The following is a 21,485-nucleotide window of genomic DNA, read 5'->3' as shown; positions in this document are numbered from 1 at the left end:
AATTGGAGGTAATAAAGCATGGCAGTATTAGTATGTGGTGGAGCAGGTTATATCGGAAGTCACACAGTATCAGAGCTTTTAGATCGTAATGAAGATGTCATCGTTGTTGATAATCTACAAAAAGGTCATAAACCAGCTGTTTTAGAAGGTGCAAAGCTTTATTCAGGGGATCTACGTGATGAGGTTTTCCTGAAAAATGTTTTTAAAGAAAATGAGATTGAGGCAGTCATTCACTTTGCAGCAGATTCACTTGTTGGTGAAAGTGTTGAGAAGCCACTTCAATACTATGATAACAATGTATATGGAACAATGTGTCTTTTAAAGGTCATGACAGAATTCGATGTTAAGAAAATCGTCTTTTCTTCAACAGCAGCAACATATGGAGAGGCAGAAAATATTCCAATTTTAGAAACAGACCCAACAGTTCCAACAAATCCATATGGAGAAACAAAGCTTGCCGTAGAAAAAATGCTGAAATGGAGTCAGCAAGCATATGGATTGAATTATGTTGTCCTTCGTTACTTTAATGTTGCAGGTGCACATATGGAAGGAAAGCTTGGAGAAGATCATCAGCCTGAAACACATTTAATTCCGATCATTTTGCAAGTAGCACTAGGGGATCGCGAAAAAATCATGATTTTCGGTGACGATTATAACACAGCTGACGGTACTTGTATTCGTGATTATATTCACGTAACAGACTTGGCTGATGCGCACATCTTAGCAATCGAAAAGCTTCGTAAAGATAACAAAAGTGCTACCTATAACCTAGGGAATGGAAATGGCTTTTCTGTTAAAGAAGTCATTGAGACAGCTAGAAAGGTAACAGGTCATCCAATTCCAGCTGAAGTAGCACCTCGTCGTGCAGGCGACCCAGCAATCTTAATCGCTTCATCTGAAAAAGCAATCAATGAGCTGGGCTGGAAACCGAAATATGCTGATCTTCAGACGATGATAGAGAGTGCTTGGAATTGGTTCCAAAAGCATCCTAGCGGTTACGAGAAATAAGATTATGCTAATAAAAGGGAATAGCAGGTAAAGGTTAATGCTTGCTATTTCCAAATTTTTATAAAGATGAAAAAGCTCATGCTTGTAAATGCCACGAGGGGATGATTATATGTCTATCAATATATATCTAGAAATCGAACGACTGCTGCAATTCGGACGTAAAAAGCAACTCATTTCAGAGTGGGACGTGGATTTAACTCGTAACAAGCTTCTAGAAGTTTTACAATTAAATGATTTTAAAGCGGTTACTGTAGAAGACGAGGAGCTTTCCTCACCGGTTCCTATCTTAGAGAATATTCTGGATTGGGCTGCCCTGAACGAACGTTTACTCGAAAACACTGTAACCTACCGTGATTTACTCGATACTAAGCTAATGGGATGTCTCGTTCAATCACAAGGAGAAATCATTCGAAACTTTCAAACGAATGTTGACCAATATGGGCCAGAAAAAGCAACAGAGTCCTTTTACCAGTTTTCGCAAGATGTTCATTATATACGAACAGATCGGATTGCTAAAAATGAAAAATGGCTTGCTGAAACTGAATATGGTGACCTACAGATGACAATTAACTTGTCTAAACCTGAGAAGGACCCTGTTGCCATTGCAGCAGCTCGTAACTTACAAAAAAGTGAGTATCCAACATGTCTGCTTTGTAAGGAGAATGTTGGCTATGCTGGGCGCCTGGATCACCCAGCAAGACAGAATCATCGTATTATTCCGGTGACGTTAAATGATGAACAGTGGTTCTTTCAGTATTCTCCGTATGTGTATTACAATGAACATGCGATTGTTTTTTCAGGTGAGCATAAACCGATGAAGGTCTCAAGGGAATCGTTTACGAAACTACTTGATTTCGTTGAGCAGTATCCTCACTATTTTCTGGGTTCTAATGCTGATTTACCAATTGTAGGTGGCTCAATTTTAAGTCACGATCACTTCCAGGGTGGGCATCATACTTTCCCAATGGAAGTTGCAGAGGTTGAATACTCCTTCAAGCTAGACAAGTATTCAAGCATAGAGTTAGGAATTGTAAAATGGCCAATGTCTGTGTTGAGACTGCAAGGAGCGAATCAGCAGGATCTGATCAGTGCAGCCGATGACATTTTGCAGGAATGGAAGAATTATAGTGATGAATCAGTTGAGATTCTAGCCTTTTCTGGGGAAACTCCGCATAATACAATTACTCCGATTGCAAGAAGAAGAGGAAATCTTTTTGAACTTGATTTAGTGCTACGTAATAACCGAACAAATGATGAACATCCATTTGGGATTTATCATCCACATCAAGAGGTTCATCATATTAAAAAAGAGAACATTGGTCTTATTGAGGTAATGGGCTTAGCTGTATTACCGGGCAGACTACTAGATGAACTAAAAAAATTAGCCAATGTCCTTGGTGAAGGTAAGGAATTGTCTATTATTTTAGAAGATGCTGACTTAAACAAACACTATGATTGGGCAACACGTTTGAAGAAGAAATACCCAAATTTGGATCAAACGAATAGCTATCAACTTTTACTAGAAGAAGTAGGCCAAGTGTTTGCGACAATTTTGGAGCATGCCGGTGTATTTAAACGTGATAAATCAGGCCAACAAGGTTTTCTGCGTTTTATTGAAGAGCTTCAGAAAAAATTAAAGTAATTTTAATTTGCTAGTATAAGATAATTGTATACTGGCGATAATGGTAGTAATCCCCCCCTAATCTTTATATAATGTATAACCTCCTTACTTGTAAGGAGGCGTTTTTTTGTTTGTAAGAAAGAAAAAAAGAGTTCAGTTTTAATGAAACGCTTACATTTCGTAGGAGGAAAAAGAAGTATTATTTTTACCACTTTTCTCTTTATTTTGTCATAAGGATCATTTAAAATAAAATTTATCTGTAAGAAACACTTACAAACTAATTGCAATTTCGTATAGTGTAGGGGGATCTAATGAATATCGAAAAAATGAGGAGAACCGAGGTTAGCTCATTACCTCTTGGGTTCGGTACATATATAAGAAAAATGAAGGGTGAATCCACATTTAAATCCAACTTAAACTATGTGGATTTAATGATTTCAGCAGTCGGTGGTCTAGTTGCGATGAGCATTATTAGTATGATTGCCATATCTCTTGGCTATCCAATGGTTCTTGGCCCTATTGGAGCGAGTTGTTTATTAATCTTTGGGGCACATAATGGTCCATTTTCACAACCGAGACATATCATCGGTGGTCATTTCATTGCAACTTTTGCATCTCTTGCGATTTGGGATACGTTCGGTCGGAGTTTTTTGACTATTGGGATAACTTTAGCAGTCGTTATTATCATAATGGTCGTAACTAACACGATTCATCCTCCAGCTGCGGCAAGTGCTATTGTAGCAATAAATACTGGAGCAGGATGGGGATTAATGCTAAGTATTTTATTATGTAGTGTACTCTTAGTCTTGATGTCCTTACTTTATAATAATTTATTTCAATCAAGACAATATCCTAAGCACTGGATATAAGAAAGGCTGCCTAATGGCAGCCTTATCTGATTGATTATTAAAAAATAAAACTCTTGTACTGTGGATAAGCGTTTTGACATTCAGCTTCAGCGCACGTTTATTACTGTGTAACAATAACTACCTTACCTTCATCCAATTCTTCCTCTAGTCGCATTGCTTCTGTTTCGGGAACACCTAATGAAGTCATTCTTGCACGAAGTTCGTCGCCACGTGAACGGAAAGCATTTGCCATCTTATCAAAAAGCCCTTCTTCCTTTAAGCCAATATTATTTGTGTCAGTATTTTCTGTTAAGTGCTCGGAGCGAGTTGTATCATGAGCAAATAAATAGATGTCGTCCTTTGTAAACCCTTGAACTTCTAAGTTTCTAATTGTTTCTGAAGCTTGTACACCATTTTCTACAACATATGTTTTCATGATCTTTTCATCTCCTTTTTGTTGATAGTTTGATAATACCCTCCTGTTTTACCGGAAAACCTTGTTAAGAAAAAATGAGAAGAAAGTCACATGTAATCTTTTCCTATATAAATTGCTATTTACTTTGTTGAAATAATGCACTTTTCTTAGAGATTGTTGCTTTTTAAACGAAAACTATTTAAGGTTGATTGGAGTGGAAGTGCGAGACTCCTGCGGGTGTAGCGGGACAGGTGAGACCCCGCAGGCGTTTACGCCGAGGAGGCTCACCGCCCGCCCCGCGGAAAGCGAGTATCTCTCGCTGCAATCAACCACACCGAATACTTGGTAAAAAGCAATAAATTTTGCAGAAAACAGTCTAAAATAAAGATAGACCTGAGGTGATACTTATGAAAATATCAATTGTTATTGCAACCTATAATAGGATCACAGAACTTGCAGAGCTTCTAGAATCGATCCATAAGCAAACTGTTGCACCATATGAAATCATCATCGTAAATGATGCAGGAAAAACGATTGCACCATTAGTTGATTTATATAAGGAAATGCCGATCAAGGCGATTGAACTAGTGGAAAATGTTAAGCATGTTCACGCTAGAAATATTGGTGTAAGTTATGTAACAGGTGATGTAATTATGCTCTGTGATGACGATGATTTCTTAACAGAAAACCATATAAAGCAAATACAAAGTGAATTAAAGACTGCAGACTTTGTTTATTCAGATGCAGAAATTGTCAGCTTTGAAACGAAAGAGAATATACGTTATCCTTTGGCTAGACGTACGTTCGCATATTATTATGATCTCCAAGCGATGAGGGAATTTTCAACCTATATTCCGTCAGGCAGTGCTTATAAAAAAGAACTCCATGATCAAATTGGTTTATTTGACCCTGAGGTGCATAACTATTGGGATTGGGACTTTTTCTTACGAGCTGCTAAAGTATGCCGTGTCAAAAGAATGCCGGTTGCTAGTGTCATCTATGCTTTTACCGAAAATGGAAATAATCAATCAGCAGACCTAACAGATAAAAGAAAACACTATTTAGACAAATTATGTGAAAAGCATCAATTAGGAGACTTACCAACGAAAAACTTTTTTGTGCTTTTAGAAGAGCCTGAAATGAAACAACGTGAAGCAGACACAGAGATTGTTTGGGATGGCAAACCTCTTCGTTCACGAATAGTGGAACAGGGGTGAAACAGGTGAAGAATTTATTAGAGAATGATTGGTCAAGAGTATTAAATGATCAGTTTGAACAACCATATTTTAAACAACTCACACAATTTTTACACGAACAATATAACGAAGAAACCATTTTTCCAAGTCAAGAGCATATTTTCGAAGCTTTGAACAAAACTCCTTACGGGGCTGTAAAAGCAGTTATATTGGGACAAGATCCATACCATGGTGAAGGACAAGCGCAGGGCTTAAGTTTTTCAGTTCAGCCAGATGTAAAGCTTCCTCCCTCACTACGAAATATATTTATTGAGCTCCAAGAAGATATAGGCTGTGAACCACCCGCGAATGGTTCATTATTGAAATGGGCATATGAAGGTGTATTGTTATTAAACACGGTACTAACCGTAAAAAAAGGAGTGGCTAATTCCCATAAAGGTCAAGGTTGGGAACAGTTCTCCGATGAAATTATAAAACAATTGAACAAACGTGAACAGCCGATTGTTTTTATTTTATGGGGAAAACATGCTGGGGAGAAAAAGCAGTTCATTACATCGTCCCAACATTTAATAATCGAGTCTCCACATCCTAGCCCATTCTCAGCTAGAAAAGGTTTCTATGGAAGTAAACCATTTTCTAAAACGAATGATTATTTAAAACAGTGTAAAGTGAAAGAAATTGATTGGTGCTTAGATGAGAGTTAGCCTTTCATAAAGGAGTTAAAATAAGTGAAAGAGGCAACAGTAAATTGCATAAAGTGTAAGCATTTTTATGTCACATGGGACGCCAAGTTTCCCAATGGTTGTCGTGCGTACGGATTTAAGTCAGCAAGCAGACCAGCCATTATGGTAAAGAAATCCTCAGGAATCACCTGCCTTAAATATGAACCGAAGTCAAATAAGTCTTAAAACGGAGGAGGTACTAACATTGAATATCCATGTGTCAAAGCTCCTTCAAAAGATGGAGGAAGAGCTAGATAAAGCGAAAAAAAGTGATACGGATAAGGAATTGAGAGAAAAGCTAGTTGTGATCAAATCTTTGTGTGAAGTTATATTAGATGAAAAGTCGATTTCTTTAAACATACCTTCACCAAATTCAAATGAAATTAATCAAGCAGAGCTTCAAAAAATGATGGGAAATTTGTCAACTGCTGTTAAACAACAACCGACAATTTCATCAACACCTTACAAGGAAAGTGATGCAAACGGTGATTCACTTTTTGATTTTTAAGATCGTGAAATAATCGTGTTGCCATAAGAAAGGTAAACACTCCAAAGAAATCCATCATATTATAACCTAATCAGGACACAATGATAGTAAATATTCATTGGAGGTTATTAATATGGCATACGATGACTTGTTTAATATGGGGAGAGGAAGATTTGATATGGGGTTGTTTAATGCCTCTACAAATTCTCAACTTTCCCATGATCGCTACGATGTCTATGTAAACCAAGACTACATTGGTCAAAAGTATTTATTATCTGCACAGGAATCTGTTCAAGACATTGACGATTTTTTAAGAAATGAAGGATACAGCAACTTTCAATCATATTTAGATGGGGACCATTATTATATTAAAGCAGTTAATAACGAACATGATGTAGCAAATGTACTGAAGGTTTATTTGCAAAATCGGTAGGAGCCATTGATTTGGCTCTTCTTTTTCTATTGGGAAAATGATAGGGGTTCAAAAGCGAAGAAAAATGGTTCAATTAAGATTCTTAATGGTTCAAAAGCAAAGAAGAGTGGTTCAATTAACGAAGAAAGTGGTTCTATTCTCATACATACTGGTTCAATAGCAAGATAATACAATATAATTCCCAGAAAAAAAGGTTCCAACCAAACATCTACAGTTTCAAATTACCTCAATGGTTTAATAAATCGTCAAAAATACCTCAATTAAACAAGTTGAAAAGACCAAATAGTAGGGTAAGATGGAAGAGGAACAAATGAGGGAGGTATGATAGATATGAAGCTTTTTCTTATTTTAGGAGCAATCAATGCTTTTTTAGCTGTTGCATTAGGTGCATTTGGTGCACATGGATTAGAAGGGAAAATTCCCGAAAAGTACATAAAGACGTGGCAAACCGGTGTAACCTATCAAATGTTTCACGCTGGTGGATTATTTGTGATCGCCTTTTTAGTAGACAAATTGTCCAATGTTGGATTATTAACAACTGCGGGATGGTTGTTTTTAGTGGGGATCATTCTATTTTCAGGTAGCTTATATGTGTTAAGTGTGACACAAATTAGTGTTTTAGGAGCAATTACTCCTCTAGGTGGTCTCGCTTTTTTAGCTGGTTGGATTTTATTAGGATATGTCGCTATTCGTTTTCTATAAAAGGGTTGAGGCTGACTCTTTAAAGTCAGCCTTCTTTAAATGTTATCTAGGTGAATATGAAACTAAGCCTTGAATATCGTAATTTAATTCTTCATCAAATGTTACATAATCCAAATAAACCATTAATAATAAATAACGCATCCCGGTTTGTGGATCACTGAGGATGATATGATCACGACCTGCTGCCTCGACTACACCTTTGAACACCTTTGCATTCCACTCACGATTGTTCTCAAACGTCATATAAACAGTTGCCACTTTTCCGCGATTCAAACGTAAAATATTTTCAATATACGACTCTTCCATTGGTAGCATGCCAGGGATATTTTGAGATGGTCCTGGTTGTTGTGGCATTGGAGGTACTTGTAAACCAGGTTGAGCAAATTGACCTGGATATTGATATGTAGGATATGGTTGATACCCTGCACCTTGCTGCATCTGCATTGGCTGACCTGCCTGTACTCCTTGAACACCTGGCATTCCCTGCATCCCTTGCATGTCATAGCCATAAGGTTGACCTTGAACTTTTTTTGCCATACTAGATAACCCTCCTCAAAAAATGTAAACAGCTGAAATATCAGATTGAGACGGCGAATAGAAGCAATGTGATTTATACCGGCCAGCATTTGATTGATTGAACCATTGAGTAGGACAATTTCCTACATGGAATAACCATAAAGAATATTGCGCGGAATGATGTCTTTGTCCCTAAATACCCTTGCTTGCAAAATCGACTTCACTTTACCTGGCCCCTTGTTAAAACATAGCTCTCGAGGGACTTCTTAAATCATTCTTTGCTCATTCATAGGTATGTAATGAACAAACAACTTATGACTTTAGTGAAAAAATAATCCATCGGAGGAATAAAATGAGGACAATTATATTTGAAGAAATAACAGGTGACAAGCTTACAGTTGTTCAAGAAATTGTTCATTCAAACAAAAGTTATAACCTTCTAGAAAATGGTCGCGCAAACCGAACAACCGAAGAGCTGAAAGAGGAGTTTCTAAATTCAATAACAAAAAGCATGTTTATAAAGTTAGAAAACAATTATATTGGAGTCATAGATTATTTGGAAGAAAACCCAAAGGATGGATTCCCCTGGCTAGGACTGTTAATGATCCATGGAGATCAACAGGGAAAAGGTTATGCAAAGCTAGCATTTGCTAAATATGAAAGCGAACTTCTCCAAACTGGTAAATCATCTGTTCGTTTAGGGGTTTTAAAGGGAAACGCTAAAGCAAAGCAATTTTGGGAATCACTAGGCTTTACTTATTATGAAACAAAGCCATTCAAGGCTAATAAAGAAGTAGACTGTTATCAGAAGGTAATATTGAAATAAAAAAACTGACTATTACCGTGTTAACCTCTCCGAGAATAAGGTTTAATGGTAGAGTCAGTTTTTAGTCGTTTAGGATAGTATAAAATTCTTGTATTTTAGATAAGCGCTTTGACATCCAGCTCCAGCGCCCAGCGCCTAGTGAACTTCACACTCCTTATACGCTAAGTCAACATCGAATCGCTATCGCTCTTCGTGTTTCCTTTGCCGCACCTAAACGGTCAGTAAATGATAACTGCACGTAAAGGTCCGATAAGTCTCGCTATCCATCAGAAAACCACTGATGGAAGTCTCGCTTTATCTCATTCGGATTGCTCCAGTTCATACGTCGCTAACGGGCGCTTACGCTTTTGTTCTTAATTTACATAAAAGAAAGAATGCAGTTTAGAAGTACTTAACAGGTTTCCGACAAAGAATGATCCGAATTCTCCGTAGCGAGCACTTACTTCGTCAAAGCGCATTTCATAAACAAGCTTTTTAAATTGAAGAACATCATCTGAGAAAAGAGTTACTCCCCATTCATAATCGTCAAAGCCAACTGAACCAGTAATAATTTGCTTCACTTTTCCTGCATAAGAACGACCGATTAGTCCGTGACTCTTCATTAAGCTACGGCGCTCTTCCATTGAAAGAGAGTACCAATTGTCATTTCCTTGACGGCGTTTATCCATTGGATAGAAGCAAGAGTATTTAGATTGTGGCAGCTTTGGATACAATCTTGATCGAACATGTGGATTTTGGTATGGATCTTCATTGCTTTCTCCAGCTAAATAATTGCTTAGTTCAACAACAGAAACATATGAATAGGTAGGAATCGCATATTCAGCAAGCTTTGTTTTGTTAAACTCAAGCTCGATCTCGTTAAGCTCCTCCATTGTTGGGCGTAGAATCATTAACATGAAATCTGCTTTTTGACCAACAATTGAATAAAGAGTATGGCTTCCTTGCTCAGCATCCTCTGCTACATTCCACTTTTCAAGAAGTCCCAAAAATTCATGGATTGCAGCTTGACGCTCATCACTTGTTAAAAGCTTCCATGCTGACCAATCAATTGAACGGAAATCATGTAAACAATACCAACCATCTAGTGTTTGTGCTGCTTCACTCATATATATTCACTCCTATTTTGTAATTACGTTATGTACACTTTAACTATATCATAGTTTGTCCAACCAACCATGTGAATAAAACTTGAAAATTAGTAGGTTAGTTTTTGAGAAAAGGAGTATATTAACAAATTAGAATGACCTGAGAAAAGGTGACTTGTCGTTTAGGAAATTATAAAATTCTTGAACTGTGGATAAGCGCTCGGCATCCAGCTCCAGCGCCTAGCCCCTCTAGGGTCTAGCTAATATAGAATTGAAGGCAAAGAACGCCTTCTATTCTATATCATCTTATTTGCCTGAGGCTGATCAAGGCGCTTGCGCTTTTGTTCTAGCATTATAAATTTTTAGTTTATTTTGAAATTAAAAACTTTTATAGTGTAAGCGTTGTTACCTTGTGGAAATGTTTGAAATTAGTAATAAGTAGAGTATCCTAGTTGTAGAAGAAATAATATTCCCATTCAAGGAGGTTTTTTTGTGTCAGATTTATTTTCAACATTAAAGGAAAAAGTGAGCGGACAACAGATTAAAATTGTTTTCCCAGAAGGATTAGATGAGCGGATTTTAACAGCTGTTAGTAGATTAGCTAGTGAAGGTATTCTTCAGCCAATTTTGATCGGAAACCAACAAGAAGTATCAAATAAGGCAAAAGAATTAAATGTACCATTAGATGGTGTAGAAATATATGATCCACATAGCTATGCTGAAATGGACCAGCTTGTGGCTTCATTTGTTGAACGACGTAAAGGGAAAGCAACAGAGGAGGATGCACGTAAAATTCTCTTAGATGAAAATTACTTCGGTACAATGCTAGTTCATCTTGAAAAAGCCCATGGTCTTGTGAGTGGTGCTGCTCACTCTACAGCAGACACAGTACGCCCTGCTCTACAAATCATTAAAACAAAAGAAGGAATTAAAAAGACTTCTGGCGTCTTCATCATGGTTCGTGATGATGAGAAATATGTATTTGCTGACTGTGCCATCAATATTGCACCAGATAGTCAAGATCTAGCTGAAATTGCCATTGCTAGTGCTGAAACAGCGAATATGTTTAACATTGATCCACGTGTTGCATTGCTAAGTTTTTCAACAAAAGGATCAGCGAAATCTCCTGAAACAGAAAAGGTTGCCCAAGCTGTCCAAATTGCAAAGGAGCTTAATCCAAGCTTAGTATTAGATGGTGAATTCCAATTTGATGCGGCGTTTGTACCTTCAGTCGCTGAAAAGAAAGCACCGGGCTCTGTTATAAAAGGTGATGCAAATGTATTTGTCTTTCCAAGCCTTGAAGCAGGAAACATCGGCTACAAAATCGCGCAACGTTTAGGTAATTTTGAAGCAGTTGGTCCAATCCTACAAGGTTTAAATAAGCCTGTTAATGATTTATCACGTGGTTGTAATGCTGAAGATGTTTATAAATTAGCATTGATTACTGCTGCTCAAGCTTAATGGTAAAAGAGAGTGACTAAAAAACTAAAGGTTAAGCCCCCCGAAACAAGGATATTTATTGGTTGGGAGATGCCAGACCCTTTTGAGTCACCCTCTTATTTTTATTTGACGGATTTTATTTGCTATAGTTTTTGAATCCAAAATCCGTGATTGATATGTTCACATTGTAGTTGATTGGGATCTTGCTATATGTTTTGTCCCAATCCTTTTTGTGTTTTTCCCATAGTTTAGGATGTTTTATTCTTAATTGGTTTCCAAAGCCGGCAACGTCAACTTTGTATTCATTTTGCATTTTATTTAATGTAAGATCCACAAGTCGATTCACTTCTTCTTCGGTGGCTTTTTCTGCAAATTTTAAAAATGTTTGTTTAGACAATTTCTTTGAGACCACCCAATTTTCAGAGATTCGCCCAGTAGATTCAATGTTGACATCAAAAGTGATATTATTTCCATTAACATGAGGTATGATTTTGCTATTCATTGACGTTACTTCGTACATGAATGGCTGACCTGTCTCTTGGTCCAGGATTTTAACTATACCGCCTTTTCCTTTTCCAGTTAGCCAGGTCATCCCATCCAATTCATCTTCATTAAAAAAGCCTAGCAACTTCTTAGTCTTTCCTTCAATAATAGCTGCTCCGGCAAATTTTACTTCTCCATTTGCTGAAATCACATTTTGCAAAAGAAAACTGTTGCCAGAATTCATTGTTCCTTCTATTTTTGCAAGAGATATAGGAGGCAATATCCTTGTTGTTTTATATTCATTAGCAGAAATTCCTAGCAATCGAAATGATGGAATTTCCATTGTGTCTTTGGATTCAAGCGTTTTGCTGGCTTGCCCTTTACTAATGAGCACAAGGCAACTAGGTCTAATCTCATTATCCCGCAAAAATTGATCAAGTAATTGTTCCAAACTATGTTTACTTGCAAGATCCTCTCCGATAACGATGACTTTTAGATGGGGACTGAACATGGGAGTATTCCTTCTCAATGAAAATTCCCGAGTCATTTGATGGACGGAATCACCTGTTTCGGAGATATTCTCATATGGCTTTAGTTGTCTTTCTTCTCCAGTGCCCGCTGACTCTGTACTTTGTAGGTTTGCAAATTGATAGGTTAGCGTTATAAAATCTTCTTTAAGGTATTCTTCTCCATATTCCATAAACTCTTTTTCAATTGGTGACTCTTTCCCTTCATCTAATGCAAGACCTATACTTAAGCCTAAATCTTCAATTTCATTGCTGTTCCAGCAACCAGCTAGAAAAAGGAGTAAAAGGACTGGGAGCGAAAACAAAAGGATTTCTGCATTTTTAAGACTTTGCATTATGCTTTTCCCCCATCCTGTTTCAAGAAATGATAAAAAAATCTTGTCACATTTATTGTTTGATCGATCATCTACTTATCTCTGAAGTTCCAAAGTCTGTTATCGTAATGTTCACGGTGAAATTGATCTGAACCTCACTAAATGTTTTATCCCAATCCTTTTTTATATCCTCCCATAATTTGGGGTGTTTGATTCTTATCTGGTTTCCAAAGCCAGCTACATCGACTTGGTAATCTTCTTGCATTTTCTTTATTACAAGATTCACTAATCGATTGACTTCTTCTTCAGTGGATTTTTCAGCTGTTTTTATAAATGTCTTCATTGGTGTACTCTCGGAAGTTACCCAATTTTCAGAGATGCGTCCTTCAGATTCAATATTGACATCGAAAGAGATATTACTTCCTTTAACATGAGGGGTAATTTTGCTATTCATTGACTCTACCTCGTATAAGATTGGCTGTTTTGTTTCTACATTGAAGGTTTTCACCAAACCACCTTTTCCCTTTCCGGTTAACCATGTTAAACCATCCAATTCTTCTTCATTCAAAAAGCCAAGAAGCATCTTAGTCTTTCCCTCTATGATAGCCGCTCCGGCAAACTTTACTTCTCCTCTAGAAGAGATGACATTTTGCAACAGAAAACTGGACCCAGATTGCATCTTGCTCGTTAATTTAGCAAGTGACAATGGGGGCAAAATCCTTGATGTTCGATATTCATTATCTACTATTCCAATCAAACGGAATGCTGGAATCTCAGTTGTATCAGTTGATTCTAGCGCTTTGCTAGCTTGCCCCTTGGAAATAAGCACAAGGCAGCTTGGTCTAAAATCGTTATCACGTAGAGGGAAATCCAATAATTGCTCCAAACTATATGATCGAACAAGCTCCTCATTGATAACAATCACTTTTAAGTGGTGGCCAATGGGGGGAGCATCTCTTCTCAATGATATTTCACGTACTGATTGAATGAGTGAATCACCGGTTTCAGAAATATTCTTATATGGCTTTTGATTTGAGCCGCCCCCTTTGCTATCCTGTTCCGATGATGATGGCGTAGCAATCTGATACGTTGAAGTAATCAAATCCTTTTTCGAATATCCCCCTCCTTGTTTTTTTAGCTCCTCCTCAATTGGTGACTCTGTTGCTATATCTAACGCCAAACCGGATACGATGCCTAGATCTTCAATTTCAAGGTTGCTCCAGCATCCAGTAAGGAGGAGAAGTGAAAATGTCGGCCAAAGCAAAAGGAACCGCAGATTATGACGTATATTCATGATTTTTTTCCTCTTAATCGAGAAGCTAAGAGTAGGAGCAAAGGAAGTAAGCCAAATGAATACAATGCAATATTACCTAAGATATCCCCAAATTTAAAAAGGTCGTTGATGTTTTTTGGAACCATGGCAATGAGATAAATAACGGGAAGCAGGCCATAGATAAATCGATGAATATCTTTTTTGAAGAGCTGAGCGAGCCCTAAAGAAGCAGCGTAGTATGTGATTGTGAAGGTGGAAAATATTTGCATGATCCAAATCACTAACAACAACGACTCAAATCGCTCAAAGATCAAACCAGGGCTTTCAAAACTTCGAATAAGGTCAATGGACGGCCAGGTTCTTGTGATTACTCCATCAATTGATAACGCACCAATAACCATCACAACTGTGATCATATAAAAGGCTATAGGGATTGAAACCCCAATCAGAACGGCTTTCACCGCTTTTTTTGGTTTTTTCATAAACGCTGTTAGGAGCAGCATGATTTCAGGGCCAATGAATGCGAGAGATGTTGTCTTTATCCCTTTTAATACCGGCATAATTCCTAATCCTAATACCGGGCGTAAATTATCTAGTTCAAATAGTTTAAAACTCATCAGGGAAACCAGCAAAAAAATGATCACGGTAATTGGGAAAATAATTTCAAAAAGACGAGCGATTGGATTAATACCTCCCAATATCAAATAGAGACCCACCCACATGAAGGGCATGATAATCGCCCAGGTAGGAGTGCCTTCTAACAACAAGTACCCTGTGACTTCTGTTAGGGCTCTGACTTCAAATGCCGAGAGAGAAAAAAAGTAAACGATTAAAATCAGACAAAGGAATCCACCAGCCCATTTTCCTATAATCTTCTGACTGTATTGATAAAACGTTTTTTCGGGAAATTGTTGACTTAATTTCACAATGATAACCCCTGCGATCATTGCAATCAGCCCGCCTATAAGAACGCTAATCCAAACATCTGGTGTTTTTACCTTTTCCACAGAGGTTCTTGGTAGGGTGAGAATCCCAGTAGCAAGGATATAATTGCTGATGACGACAGCTGCTTGCGAAGTGGTAATTCGATCATTCGGACTGAGATTCATCCTTGTTTCACTTCCTTTCGTAGAAGGTTACCTTTTGCGTATTGGGTCTTTTCCATTCAGCATTTTTGGACGACGTTTCATCATTTGAAGCGGCATGCGAACCATAAAATCTTTCCAATCACTTATTTGATAAGGTACCGCAGGACTTACATAAGGAACGCCGAAGCTTTTTAATTTCACTAAATGACTGCATAGGAAGAGAAAAAACAGAATGACACCGTACAATCCAAATAATGCAGCACTAAACATTGCTACAAAGCGAAGGATACGCAATGGAATACCTGCACTATAATTAGGAAGGGCAAAGGAGGAGATAGCGGTTATTGCTACAATGATAACCATAATATTGCTGACAATCCCTGCTTGTACCGCTGCTTCGCCAATAATCAGTCCGCCAACGATTCCCATTGCTGGTCCAATCGGCTTAGGTAAGCGTAGTCCTGCCTCCCTTAAGATTTCAATAGCTATTTCCATAAGCAGTGCCTCGATTAAGGAAGGGAAAGGGACACCCTCTCTAGAACCTATAATCGAAATGGCTAACTTGGTTGGAATCAATCCTGGATGAAAGGAGATAAAAGAAATATATAATGCAGGAGCGAACAACGTAACAATAGCTGCACCAAATCGTAATAGACGTATAAGGGTTCCAGGGATCCACCGTTCATAATAATCTTCTGGCGATTGTAAAAGCATGCTGAATGTAACTGGAGCGATCAATGCGAATGGTGTCCCATCTAACAGGATTGCTACTCGCCCCTCCATCATTGCACTGATTACACGGTCAGGACGCTCCGTACTCTGTACCTGGGAAAAGGGACTTAGATAATTATCTTCGATCAACTGCTCTACATAACCTGATTCAGGTACATCATCTATATCTATTTTCTTAATTCTTTTGATTACCTCATTTACTAATTCTAAGTTTGTAATCTCTTTCATATAGGCGATGACCAGCTCTTTTTTTTCTCGCTTTCCTACTTTGTATTTGGTTAATGTTAAGTTTCCATTTTCACCGCTTCTTCTTAATAGGGCAGTGTTATCGGATAAAGATTCAGTGAATCCCACCCTTGGACCTCTGACTAATGCCTCTGTTAATGGCTCGTTAATATCACGAGTTTTCCCTTTTGTCGTGCCAAGGATAAAGGCATCAGGAGAACCATCAATTAAAAGCGCGGTTGAACCTGTAAATACCTTTGTCACTATTTCTTTTACGTAATTGACAACTTTAACATCACTAATGGAAAGAACCTGATTTATGATAAATTCATTTGAAAATGTACCTTTCACATTAGGAGTTTCCTCTTTAAACTCTTCGCAAAAATCTAGCATCAATGATTTCATTATATGTTTGTCGATGAGATCTCTATCTGACAAACCATCAACAAACATGATTGCAGCACGAATTCCTGTGCGCCCTATGTTTAACTCACGAACATGTACATCTGAGTTATCGGCGATTTCTTGCTTGACAAGCTCTAGGTTCACCTTGAAATCGCCAGTCAGTTGGTCTGTTGAATCCTGAAAAAGGGTAGTATTTTGCTCGTTTTTACTTTGAATGGAAGAATGTCTTCTTTGATTTTTCATTGATGTCCATTTCATCTTCATCACTCTTCCTCTAAAGTACGGGCCCATTTAAAAAATCTTGAAATTGCAAACGGAACGAAAAATGCGATAAATCCTTGAAGAAAAACTTTCCAGTCTGGAAGATAGGAATATACCATTTTCCACATATTAATAATCACCCTTTTAGTAAGTCATACTCCAAATTCTGCAGGTACCGATGTAGAGTAAAGTGCCAATTTCATTAAAAACTGAAGATTCTTCCATTATTATTTGCACGACATTGTGTGTGTATGCAGAATATTACGTAATGAACCTGGTGTAGTAATAATATTTTTTATCATGTCAACATTAAGTACAAACAATCGATCAAAACTTGTTAGAAGTTTAATTGCTTTGCTAATCATCTCTTTATTCTTTAAAGACTTTTCCACGATCCTGAAAGTGATATAATGGAAGGGAAAAATGTTAAGTTCAAGGGAGTAATACATAGTATGGACCTTTCAATAACAGCCTCTTTAATCAATCAACCTGAATGGAGAATTATCGACCAATCTAGTCTTGGACCTCAATTTGATGCTAAGCACTCATTTGCGATTGATGATACATTATGTGCAAGCGTTGGAAAGCATGAATCACCAGCAACTGCGAGAACGTGGGTGCATCATAATACAATCGTCCTTGGTATACAGGATACGAAGCTGCCATATTTAGAGGATGGAGTAAATTTTTTAAAAAACAAGGGCTATCACGTCATCGTAAGAAACTCTGGTGGACTTGCCGTTGTATTGGACAAGGATGTGTTAAACATTTCTCTCATTTTTCCTGATCGTGATAAGGGCATCGACATTAATCGTGGGTATGATGCGATGCTGGATTTAATAAAACGTATGTTAAAGGAAAATGGCAGTCAGGTTGAAGCACGTGAAATTGTAGGATCTTATTGTCCTGGAAGCTATGATCTAAGTATTAATGGAAAGAAGTTTGCTGGTATTTCACAACGTCGACTTCAAAAGGGGATTGCGGTTCAAATATATCTTTGTGTTGCTGGAAGTGGTGGAGGTCGCGCTGATTTGATCAGACAATTTTATGAAATTTCCTTAAAAAAAGAAGAAACAAAGTTTACCTTTCCAAAGATAGAACCGGAAACAATGTCATCGTTAAGTGATTTACTCGGAATTGAACTTACTGTTGAAAAGTTTTTATTTGAGCTATTAACAACATTAAAGAACCATAGTCAGCAGTTGCTGTCATCATCATTGACTGCCCAGGAGCAGCAAATTTTCCAGCAATATTTAGTGAGAATGAATGATCGAAATGACAAAGTCTTTTTGAAAGAGCGCTAGATAAAACTGAGACTAGAGGGATTTTATATGAGTAAAGTTGAAGTAATTGTATTAAATCAAGAAGATGCAAAAATTGCTGAGGCATATGGAGCGGATCGCTTAGAATTGGTTTCAGCAATTAGTGAAGGTGGATTAACCCCAAGCTTTGGAGCAATTAAGAGTGTCGTAAACAGTGTTAATATCCCTGTTATGGTGATGATTCGTCCTCATAGCTATTCCTTTGTCTATCAGAAGGAAGAATGGGAGATGATGAAAGAAGACATTAAGGCTGCTCGAGAACTAGGTGCTGCAGGGATTGTTTTCGGTGCACTAACGGAAGAAAAATTAGTGGATTTTGAACTGCTTGCAATGGTAGTAGAGGAAGCTAAAGGGCTATCGATTACCTTTCACCGTGCCATTGACGAATCTAATCCACAAGAAATCTATCAATCCTTATGCGGGTCTCCTTATAAGATTGATCAGGTGCTAACTTCTGGGGGGAAACCAACAGTAATGAAAGGATTGGATATGTTATGCAATTTGATGAAGGAGTCTGTACAAAGTACTGAAAATCCTGTTATTATGCCAGGTTCAGGGCTTGATCAAAACAATATACAGTTTATCCATCAAACCTTGCAGGCGAAAGAATATCATTTTGGCTCAGGTGTCCGAATCGAAGGGGATTTTCGTCAATCAATTAATGGAAGAATCCTTCAGAAGATAAAAGATATCATTGTAAGCTAAGCTTGATGTGAAATCGAATCGTTTGAATAGTTCAGAGAAAAGAAATAAAGGTTAGCTGCTAAATAAAGCATTTATACTGACCTTTACGCTCATAGTGTGAATCTGATAAAACAAATAATTTTAAAAGTATAAGCTTAAGGAAACCTTTCTATGTGAGGGGTTTTCTTTTATTTTATTAGGAAGATTGTCAAATACAACATAGATGGAAAAAGATACATATTTTAAGTTTTGTTTCATGTTATTACTATTAAGCTAAGTAAAATGCTTCAAAACTGATTTAAGAGGTGTGTGAAAGATACGGATCTACCAAAAAACCTTTTGTAATTAGAACAAATTGGCCATTAAGTAGGTTATTTTATCAAAATAGGAGGAGAAAAATGGAGTTTAAAGTAATGACCTTTAATTTACGTGTGGATAGTCCTGATGATAATGATAATGCATGGTCCTACCGGGCTGACAAGATTGCTGAAATGATAATGAAACACGATCCTATCATCTTTGGAATTCAAGAAGGAGTTTATTATATGTTAACTGACCTTGAGGAACGTCTATGCAACTATCATTGGCTTGGAAAAGGTCGTGATGGGGGAAATAAAGGTGAATTTTCAGCAATTTTTTTTAAAAAAGATGTTGTAACTGTTGTCGACGAAGGACAATTTTGGTTATCTGAAAAACCAAATGTACCGGGCAGCAAAAGTTGGGGAACAGAATGTCCACGCGTTTGTACATGGGGGCATTTTAAATTACAGCAAGAAACTGAAAGTGAATTCTGTTTTTATAATACTCACTTGGATCATATAAGTCAGGACGCAAGGGAAAAGGGTATTCAGATGATTTGGGACACAATGAACACTCATCGCCAACAAAAGGCTAGACCTGCGTTTTTAACAGGTGATTTGAATGCACCGCCTCAAAACAACGTTATTAAGTTTTTAAATGATAAAGAAGAGATCGTGAATTCTTATAACATTTTCGAAGGTAATGTTGGATCTACTTTTCATAATTTTTCAGGTGGAAAAGAGGGTGATCCAATCGATTACATCTTCGTCACAAAAGACATTTATTTACAGAATACGATTGTTGATAGAAGTAAGGTAAATGGTGGTTTTCCTTCTGATCACTATCCAGTTATTCTAAAGTCTTCTATTCAATTATAAGAAAATGATTTTGGTTTTCCTTGATTTACGGTTGATTTAATTTGCATAATTGCTGGGCGGGGTTAATCTTACGACAAACATAAAATACTTTCAATATGTGCAATTTCATTTTTCTTTTTGTGAAATTTTATAAAAGGGTAGTGCGTTAAGTATTAATTCAGTAAAATGCACACAAATTGTAAGGGTTTACATACTGCTGATAAATCTACATATTTACGGTTTCTGTCTGCAACAGATATTATGGAAGGCGATATTTATAGGAAACTACGAGATTATTGGAGGTAAATAAAAGTGTGTACAGTTACAAATGAGAAAAAATATGAAAATTGGCCATTACAATATGGGAATCCGGAATGGTTTATTCATGATCGTTTCGGTTTATTTATCCATTTTGGGCTCTATTCACCGGCAGCTCGTCATGAATGGGTTATGATACACGAGAAAACACATCCGAATACATATCGCAAGTATTTTAACCATTTTGAGCCAGATCTATTAAATGCTAAGGAATGGGCTCATGCCGCTAAACAAGCAGGTATGAAATATTTTGTTATCACAACGAAACATCATGAAGGCTTTGCATTATGGGATACAAAGCTAAGCGAGTATAAAGTGACAAACACCCCGATAAAAAGAGATCTATTACGTGAAATCATTGATGCTTTCCGTGAAGAGGGATTAAAAGTTGGACTCTATCATTCATTAATAGATTGGTATCATCCAGAGTTTACGATTGATGGGTTGCACCCTCAACGAGATGATGAAGATTTCAAAAAGGAAAATACTGGTCGTAATATTGATAAGTATGTGGAGTTTATGCATGGACAAGTTCGGGAATTATTAACGAATTTCGGGAAAATTGATTATATTTGGTTCGATTTTTCTTACCCACACCGTGACTGGGGATGGGCTAAAGGGAAAGGGGAGAATGATTGGCAGTCTAAGAAGCTGGAAAAGATGGTGCTAGAACTTCAGCCTGATATTCTCATCAATGACCGCCTTGATTTAAATCGCGGTGTTATAACCCCGGAACAGTACCAGCCAAATGAACATGTCGAAAAAGATGGGCATCCAGTCATTTGGGAAGCATGCCAGACAATGAATGGAACATGGGGTTATCACCGTGATAATCTTGACTGGAAATCTACTGAAGTGCTGCTCAAAATGTTAATTGATACTGTCTCAAAAAATGGAAATTTGCTTATGAATATAGGGCCAAATGGACGAGGGGAATTTGATAGTCGTTCCATAGAGCGATTGCAGAAAATTGGTGAATGGATGAGATTTCACTCCCGTTCGATATATGGAGCAAAGCATAGTGAATACAAGCCACCCCTTGACTGTCGCTATACACAAAATGGAAATCGCTTGTACCTCCATATTTACTCATGGCCATTCCGGCATCTTCATTTAAAAGGTTTAGCTGGAAAAGTAAAATATGCTCAGCTTCTAAATGATGCATCAGAGGTCCATTTTAGAGAATTTGATCCTGAAGAAGTCATTACAAGTACAGAAACAAAAATTGATATTGATTCAGTTGTTTTAGAACTTCCTGTGCAAAAACCAGATGTACTTGTACCCGTTGTTGAGATTTTTATTATAGATTAACTATACTGGTTTTTTAGAATGATAGAAGATAAAGACGCATGAAAAGCTTTAAGCATGAGTCCTGTCATTACAAAGATTACATTAAG

The 21,485-nt window shown here is 37.3% G+C and carries 22 protein-coding genes; 14 read left to right on the top strand and 8 right to left on the bottom strand.

Annotation, left to right across the window (positions count from 1 at the left end; all coding sequences use genetic code 11):
* The first annotated feature begins 18 nt into the window (after positions 1-18).
* The 3 genes from galE (at position 19) to HUW50_RS08395 (ending at position 3,498) form a co-directional block, all read left to right on the top strand.
* Positions 19-1,008 carry a UDP-glucose 4-epimerase GalE gene (gene galE, locus HUW50_RS08405; RefSeq protein WP_066338189.1) on the top strand — a complete coding sequence of 330 codons (990 nt, stop codon included), beginning with the start codon at positions 19-21 and terminating at the stop codon, positions 1,006-1,008.
* A 109-nt stretch (positions 1,009-1,117) separates the two neighbouring features.
* Positions 1,118-2,650, top strand: coding sequence for a UDP-glucose--hexose-1-phosphate uridylyltransferase (gene galT, locus HUW50_RS08400; RefSeq protein WP_066338179.1), 1,533 nt, complete (start codon positions 1,118-1,120; stop codon positions 2,648-2,650).
* A 290-nt stretch (positions 2,651-2,940) separates the two neighbouring features.
* Positions 2,941-3,498 (top strand): HPP family protein, encoded by a 558-nt coding sequence (locus HUW50_RS08395; protein ID WP_066338173.1) that lies wholly within the window; start codon positions 2,941-2,943, stop codon positions 3,496-3,498.
* A 100-nt stretch (positions 3,499-3,598) separates the two neighbouring features.
* On the opposite strand, the gene HUW50_RS08390 is transcribed toward HUW50_RS08395, so the two are convergent.
* Positions 3,599-3,913: a YflT domain-containing protein gene (locus tag HUW50_RS08390; protein ID WP_396652609.1), complete on the bottom strand. Its 315-nt coding sequence runs from the start codon at positions 3,911-3,913 to the stop codon at positions 3,599-3,601.
* A 386-nt stretch (positions 3,914-4,299) separates the two neighbouring features.
* On the opposite strand from HUW50_RS08390, the gene HUW50_RS08385 reads away from it, so the two are divergent.
* The 5 genes from HUW50_RS08385 to HUW50_RS08365 all read left to right on the top strand — a co-directional run bounded on the left by HUW50_RS08385 (position 4,300) and on the right by HUW50_RS08365 (position 7,432).
* Positions 4,300-5,109 (top strand): glycosyltransferase family 2 protein, encoded by an 810-nt coding sequence (locus tag HUW50_RS08385; protein ID WP_066338167.1) that lies wholly within the window; start codon positions 4,300-4,302, stop codon positions 5,107-5,109.
* A gap of 5 nt (positions 5,110-5,114) precedes the next feature.
* A complete protein-coding gene (locus HUW50_RS08380) occupies positions 5,115-5,792 on the top strand; it encodes a uracil-DNA glycosylase (protein WP_066338164.1) in 678 nt (225 codons plus the stop codon).
* Between the two features lie 223 nt (positions 5,793-6,015).
* Complete coding sequence (locus tag HUW50_RS08375; protein WP_185653833.1) at positions 6,016-6,318, top strand: YwdI family protein; 303 nt, start codon at positions 6,016-6,018, stop codon at positions 6,316-6,318.
* Between the two features lie 112 nt (positions 6,319-6,430).
* Positions 6,431-6,730, top strand: coding sequence for a hypothetical protein (locus HUW50_RS08370; protein ID WP_083964755.1), 300 nt, complete (start codon positions 6,431-6,433; stop codon positions 6,728-6,730).
* 330 nt (positions 6,731-7,060) lie between these two features.
* Complete coding sequence (locus tag HUW50_RS08365; RefSeq protein ID WP_066338153.1) at positions 7,061-7,432, top strand: DUF423 domain-containing protein; 372 nt, start codon at positions 7,061-7,063, stop codon at positions 7,430-7,432.
* Between the two features lie 42 nt (positions 7,433-7,474).
* Here HUW50_RS08365 and gerQ read toward each other — a convergent pair whose 3' ends face one another.
* Positions 7,475-7,930, bottom strand: a complete 456-nt coding sequence (gerQ, locus tag HUW50_RS08360) for a spore coat protein GerQ (RefSeq protein WP_083964771.1) — start codon at positions 7,928-7,930, stop codon at positions 7,475-7,477.
* 370 nt (positions 7,931-8,300) lie between these two features.
* Between gerQ and HUW50_RS08355 the strand changes: the two genes are divergently transcribed.
* Positions 8,301-8,774 (top strand): GNAT family N-acetyltransferase, encoded by a 474-nt coding sequence (locus HUW50_RS08355; protein ID WP_066338149.1) that lies wholly within the window; start codon positions 8,301-8,303, stop codon positions 8,772-8,774.
* A gap of 353 nt (positions 8,775-9,127) precedes the next feature.
* Here the strand turns inward: HUW50_RS08355 and hemQ are convergent, their stop codons facing one another.
* Positions 9,128-9,880 carry a hydrogen peroxide-dependent heme synthase gene (gene hemQ, locus HUW50_RS08350; RefSeq protein ID WP_066338139.1) on the bottom strand — a complete coding sequence of 251 codons (753 nt, stop codon included), beginning with the start codon at positions 9,878-9,880 and terminating at the stop codon, positions 9,128-9,130.
* Between the two features lie 471 nt (positions 9,881-10,351).
* Here hemQ and pta point away from each other — a divergent pair, with 471 nt between their 5' ends.
* Positions 10,352-11,320 (top strand): phosphate acetyltransferase, encoded by a 969-nt coding sequence (pta, locus tag HUW50_RS08345; RefSeq protein ID WP_066338137.1) that lies wholly within the window; start codon positions 10,352-10,354, stop codon positions 11,318-11,320.
* A 115-nt stretch (positions 11,321-11,435) separates the two neighbouring features.
* Here pta and HUW50_RS08340 read toward each other — a convergent pair whose 3' ends face one another.
* From HUW50_RS08340 to HUW50_RS27025, 5 genes are all read right to left on the bottom strand, one after another.
* Positions 11,436-12,644, bottom strand: coding sequence for a Ger(x)C family spore germination protein (locus tag HUW50_RS08340; RefSeq protein ID WP_185653832.1), 1,209 nt, complete (start codon positions 12,642-12,644; stop codon positions 11,436-11,438).
* Positions 12,645-12,711: 67 nt separating this feature from the next.
* The gene (locus tag HUW50_RS08335) at positions 12,712-13,917 is read right to left on the bottom strand and encodes a Ger(x)C family spore germination protein (RefSeq protein WP_066338126.1); all 1,206 of its coding nucleotides are present in this window, start codon (positions 13,915-13,917) and stop codon (positions 12,712-12,714) included.
* On the bottom strand, positions 13,914-15,005 hold the full coding sequence (locus tag HUW50_RS08330) for a spore germination protein (protein WP_066338120.1): 1,092 nt from the start codon (positions 15,003-15,005) through the stop codon (positions 13,914-13,916). Before HUW50_RS08330 ends, HUW50_RS08335 begins: the two co-directional genes overlap by 4 nt.
* 27 nt (positions 15,006-15,032) lie before the next feature.
* Positions 15,033-16,589 (bottom strand): spore germination protein, encoded by a 1,557-nt coding sequence (locus tag HUW50_RS08325; protein ID WP_396652624.1) that lies wholly within the window; start codon positions 16,587-16,589, stop codon positions 15,033-15,035.
* Between the two features lie 20 nt (positions 16,590-16,609).
* Positions 16,610-16,735: a hypothetical protein gene (locus HUW50_RS27025; protein ID WP_260445673.1), complete on the bottom strand. Its 126-nt coding sequence runs from the start codon at positions 16,733-16,735 to the stop codon at positions 16,610-16,612.
* 324 nt (positions 16,736-17,059) lie between these two features.
* Here HUW50_RS27025 and HUW50_RS08320 point away from each other — a divergent pair, with 324 nt between their 5' ends.
* The 4 genes from HUW50_RS08320 to HUW50_RS08305 all read left to right on the top strand — a co-directional run bounded on the left by HUW50_RS08320 (position 17,060) and on the right by HUW50_RS08305 (position 21,399).
* Complete coding sequence (locus tag HUW50_RS08320; RefSeq protein WP_066338117.1) at positions 17,060-17,911, top strand: octanoyl-[GcvH]:protein N-octanoyltransferase; 852 nt, start codon at positions 17,060-17,062, stop codon at positions 17,909-17,911.
* 27 nt (positions 17,912-17,938) lie between these two features.
* Positions 17,939-18,634 (top strand): copper homeostasis protein CutC, encoded by a 696-nt coding sequence (locus HUW50_RS08315; RefSeq protein ID WP_185653831.1) that lies wholly within the window; start codon positions 17,939-17,941, stop codon positions 18,632-18,634.
* A 377-nt stretch (positions 18,635-19,011) separates the two neighbouring features.
* Positions 19,012-19,791, top strand: coding sequence for an endonuclease/exonuclease/phosphatase family protein (locus tag HUW50_RS08310; protein WP_066338115.1), 780 nt, complete (start codon positions 19,012-19,014; stop codon positions 19,789-19,791).
* Positions 19,792-20,082: 291 nt separating this feature from the next.
* On the top strand, positions 20,083-21,399 hold the full coding sequence (locus tag HUW50_RS08305; RefSeq protein WP_185653830.1) for an alpha-L-fucosidase: 1,317 nt from the start codon (positions 20,083-20,085) through the stop codon (positions 21,397-21,399).
* The last annotated feature ends 86 nt before the right edge of the window (positions 21,400-21,485 follow it).

The sequence above is a fragment of the Metabacillus sp. KUDC1714 genome, from assembly GCF_014217835.1.
Classification (GTDB): domain Bacteria; phylum Bacillota; class Bacilli; order Bacillales; family Bacillaceae; genus Metabacillus; species Metabacillus rhizosphaerae.
The sequence above is the reverse complement of the archived record's forward strand: the minus strand, read 5'-3'. Positions and strand labels throughout refer to the sequence as shown.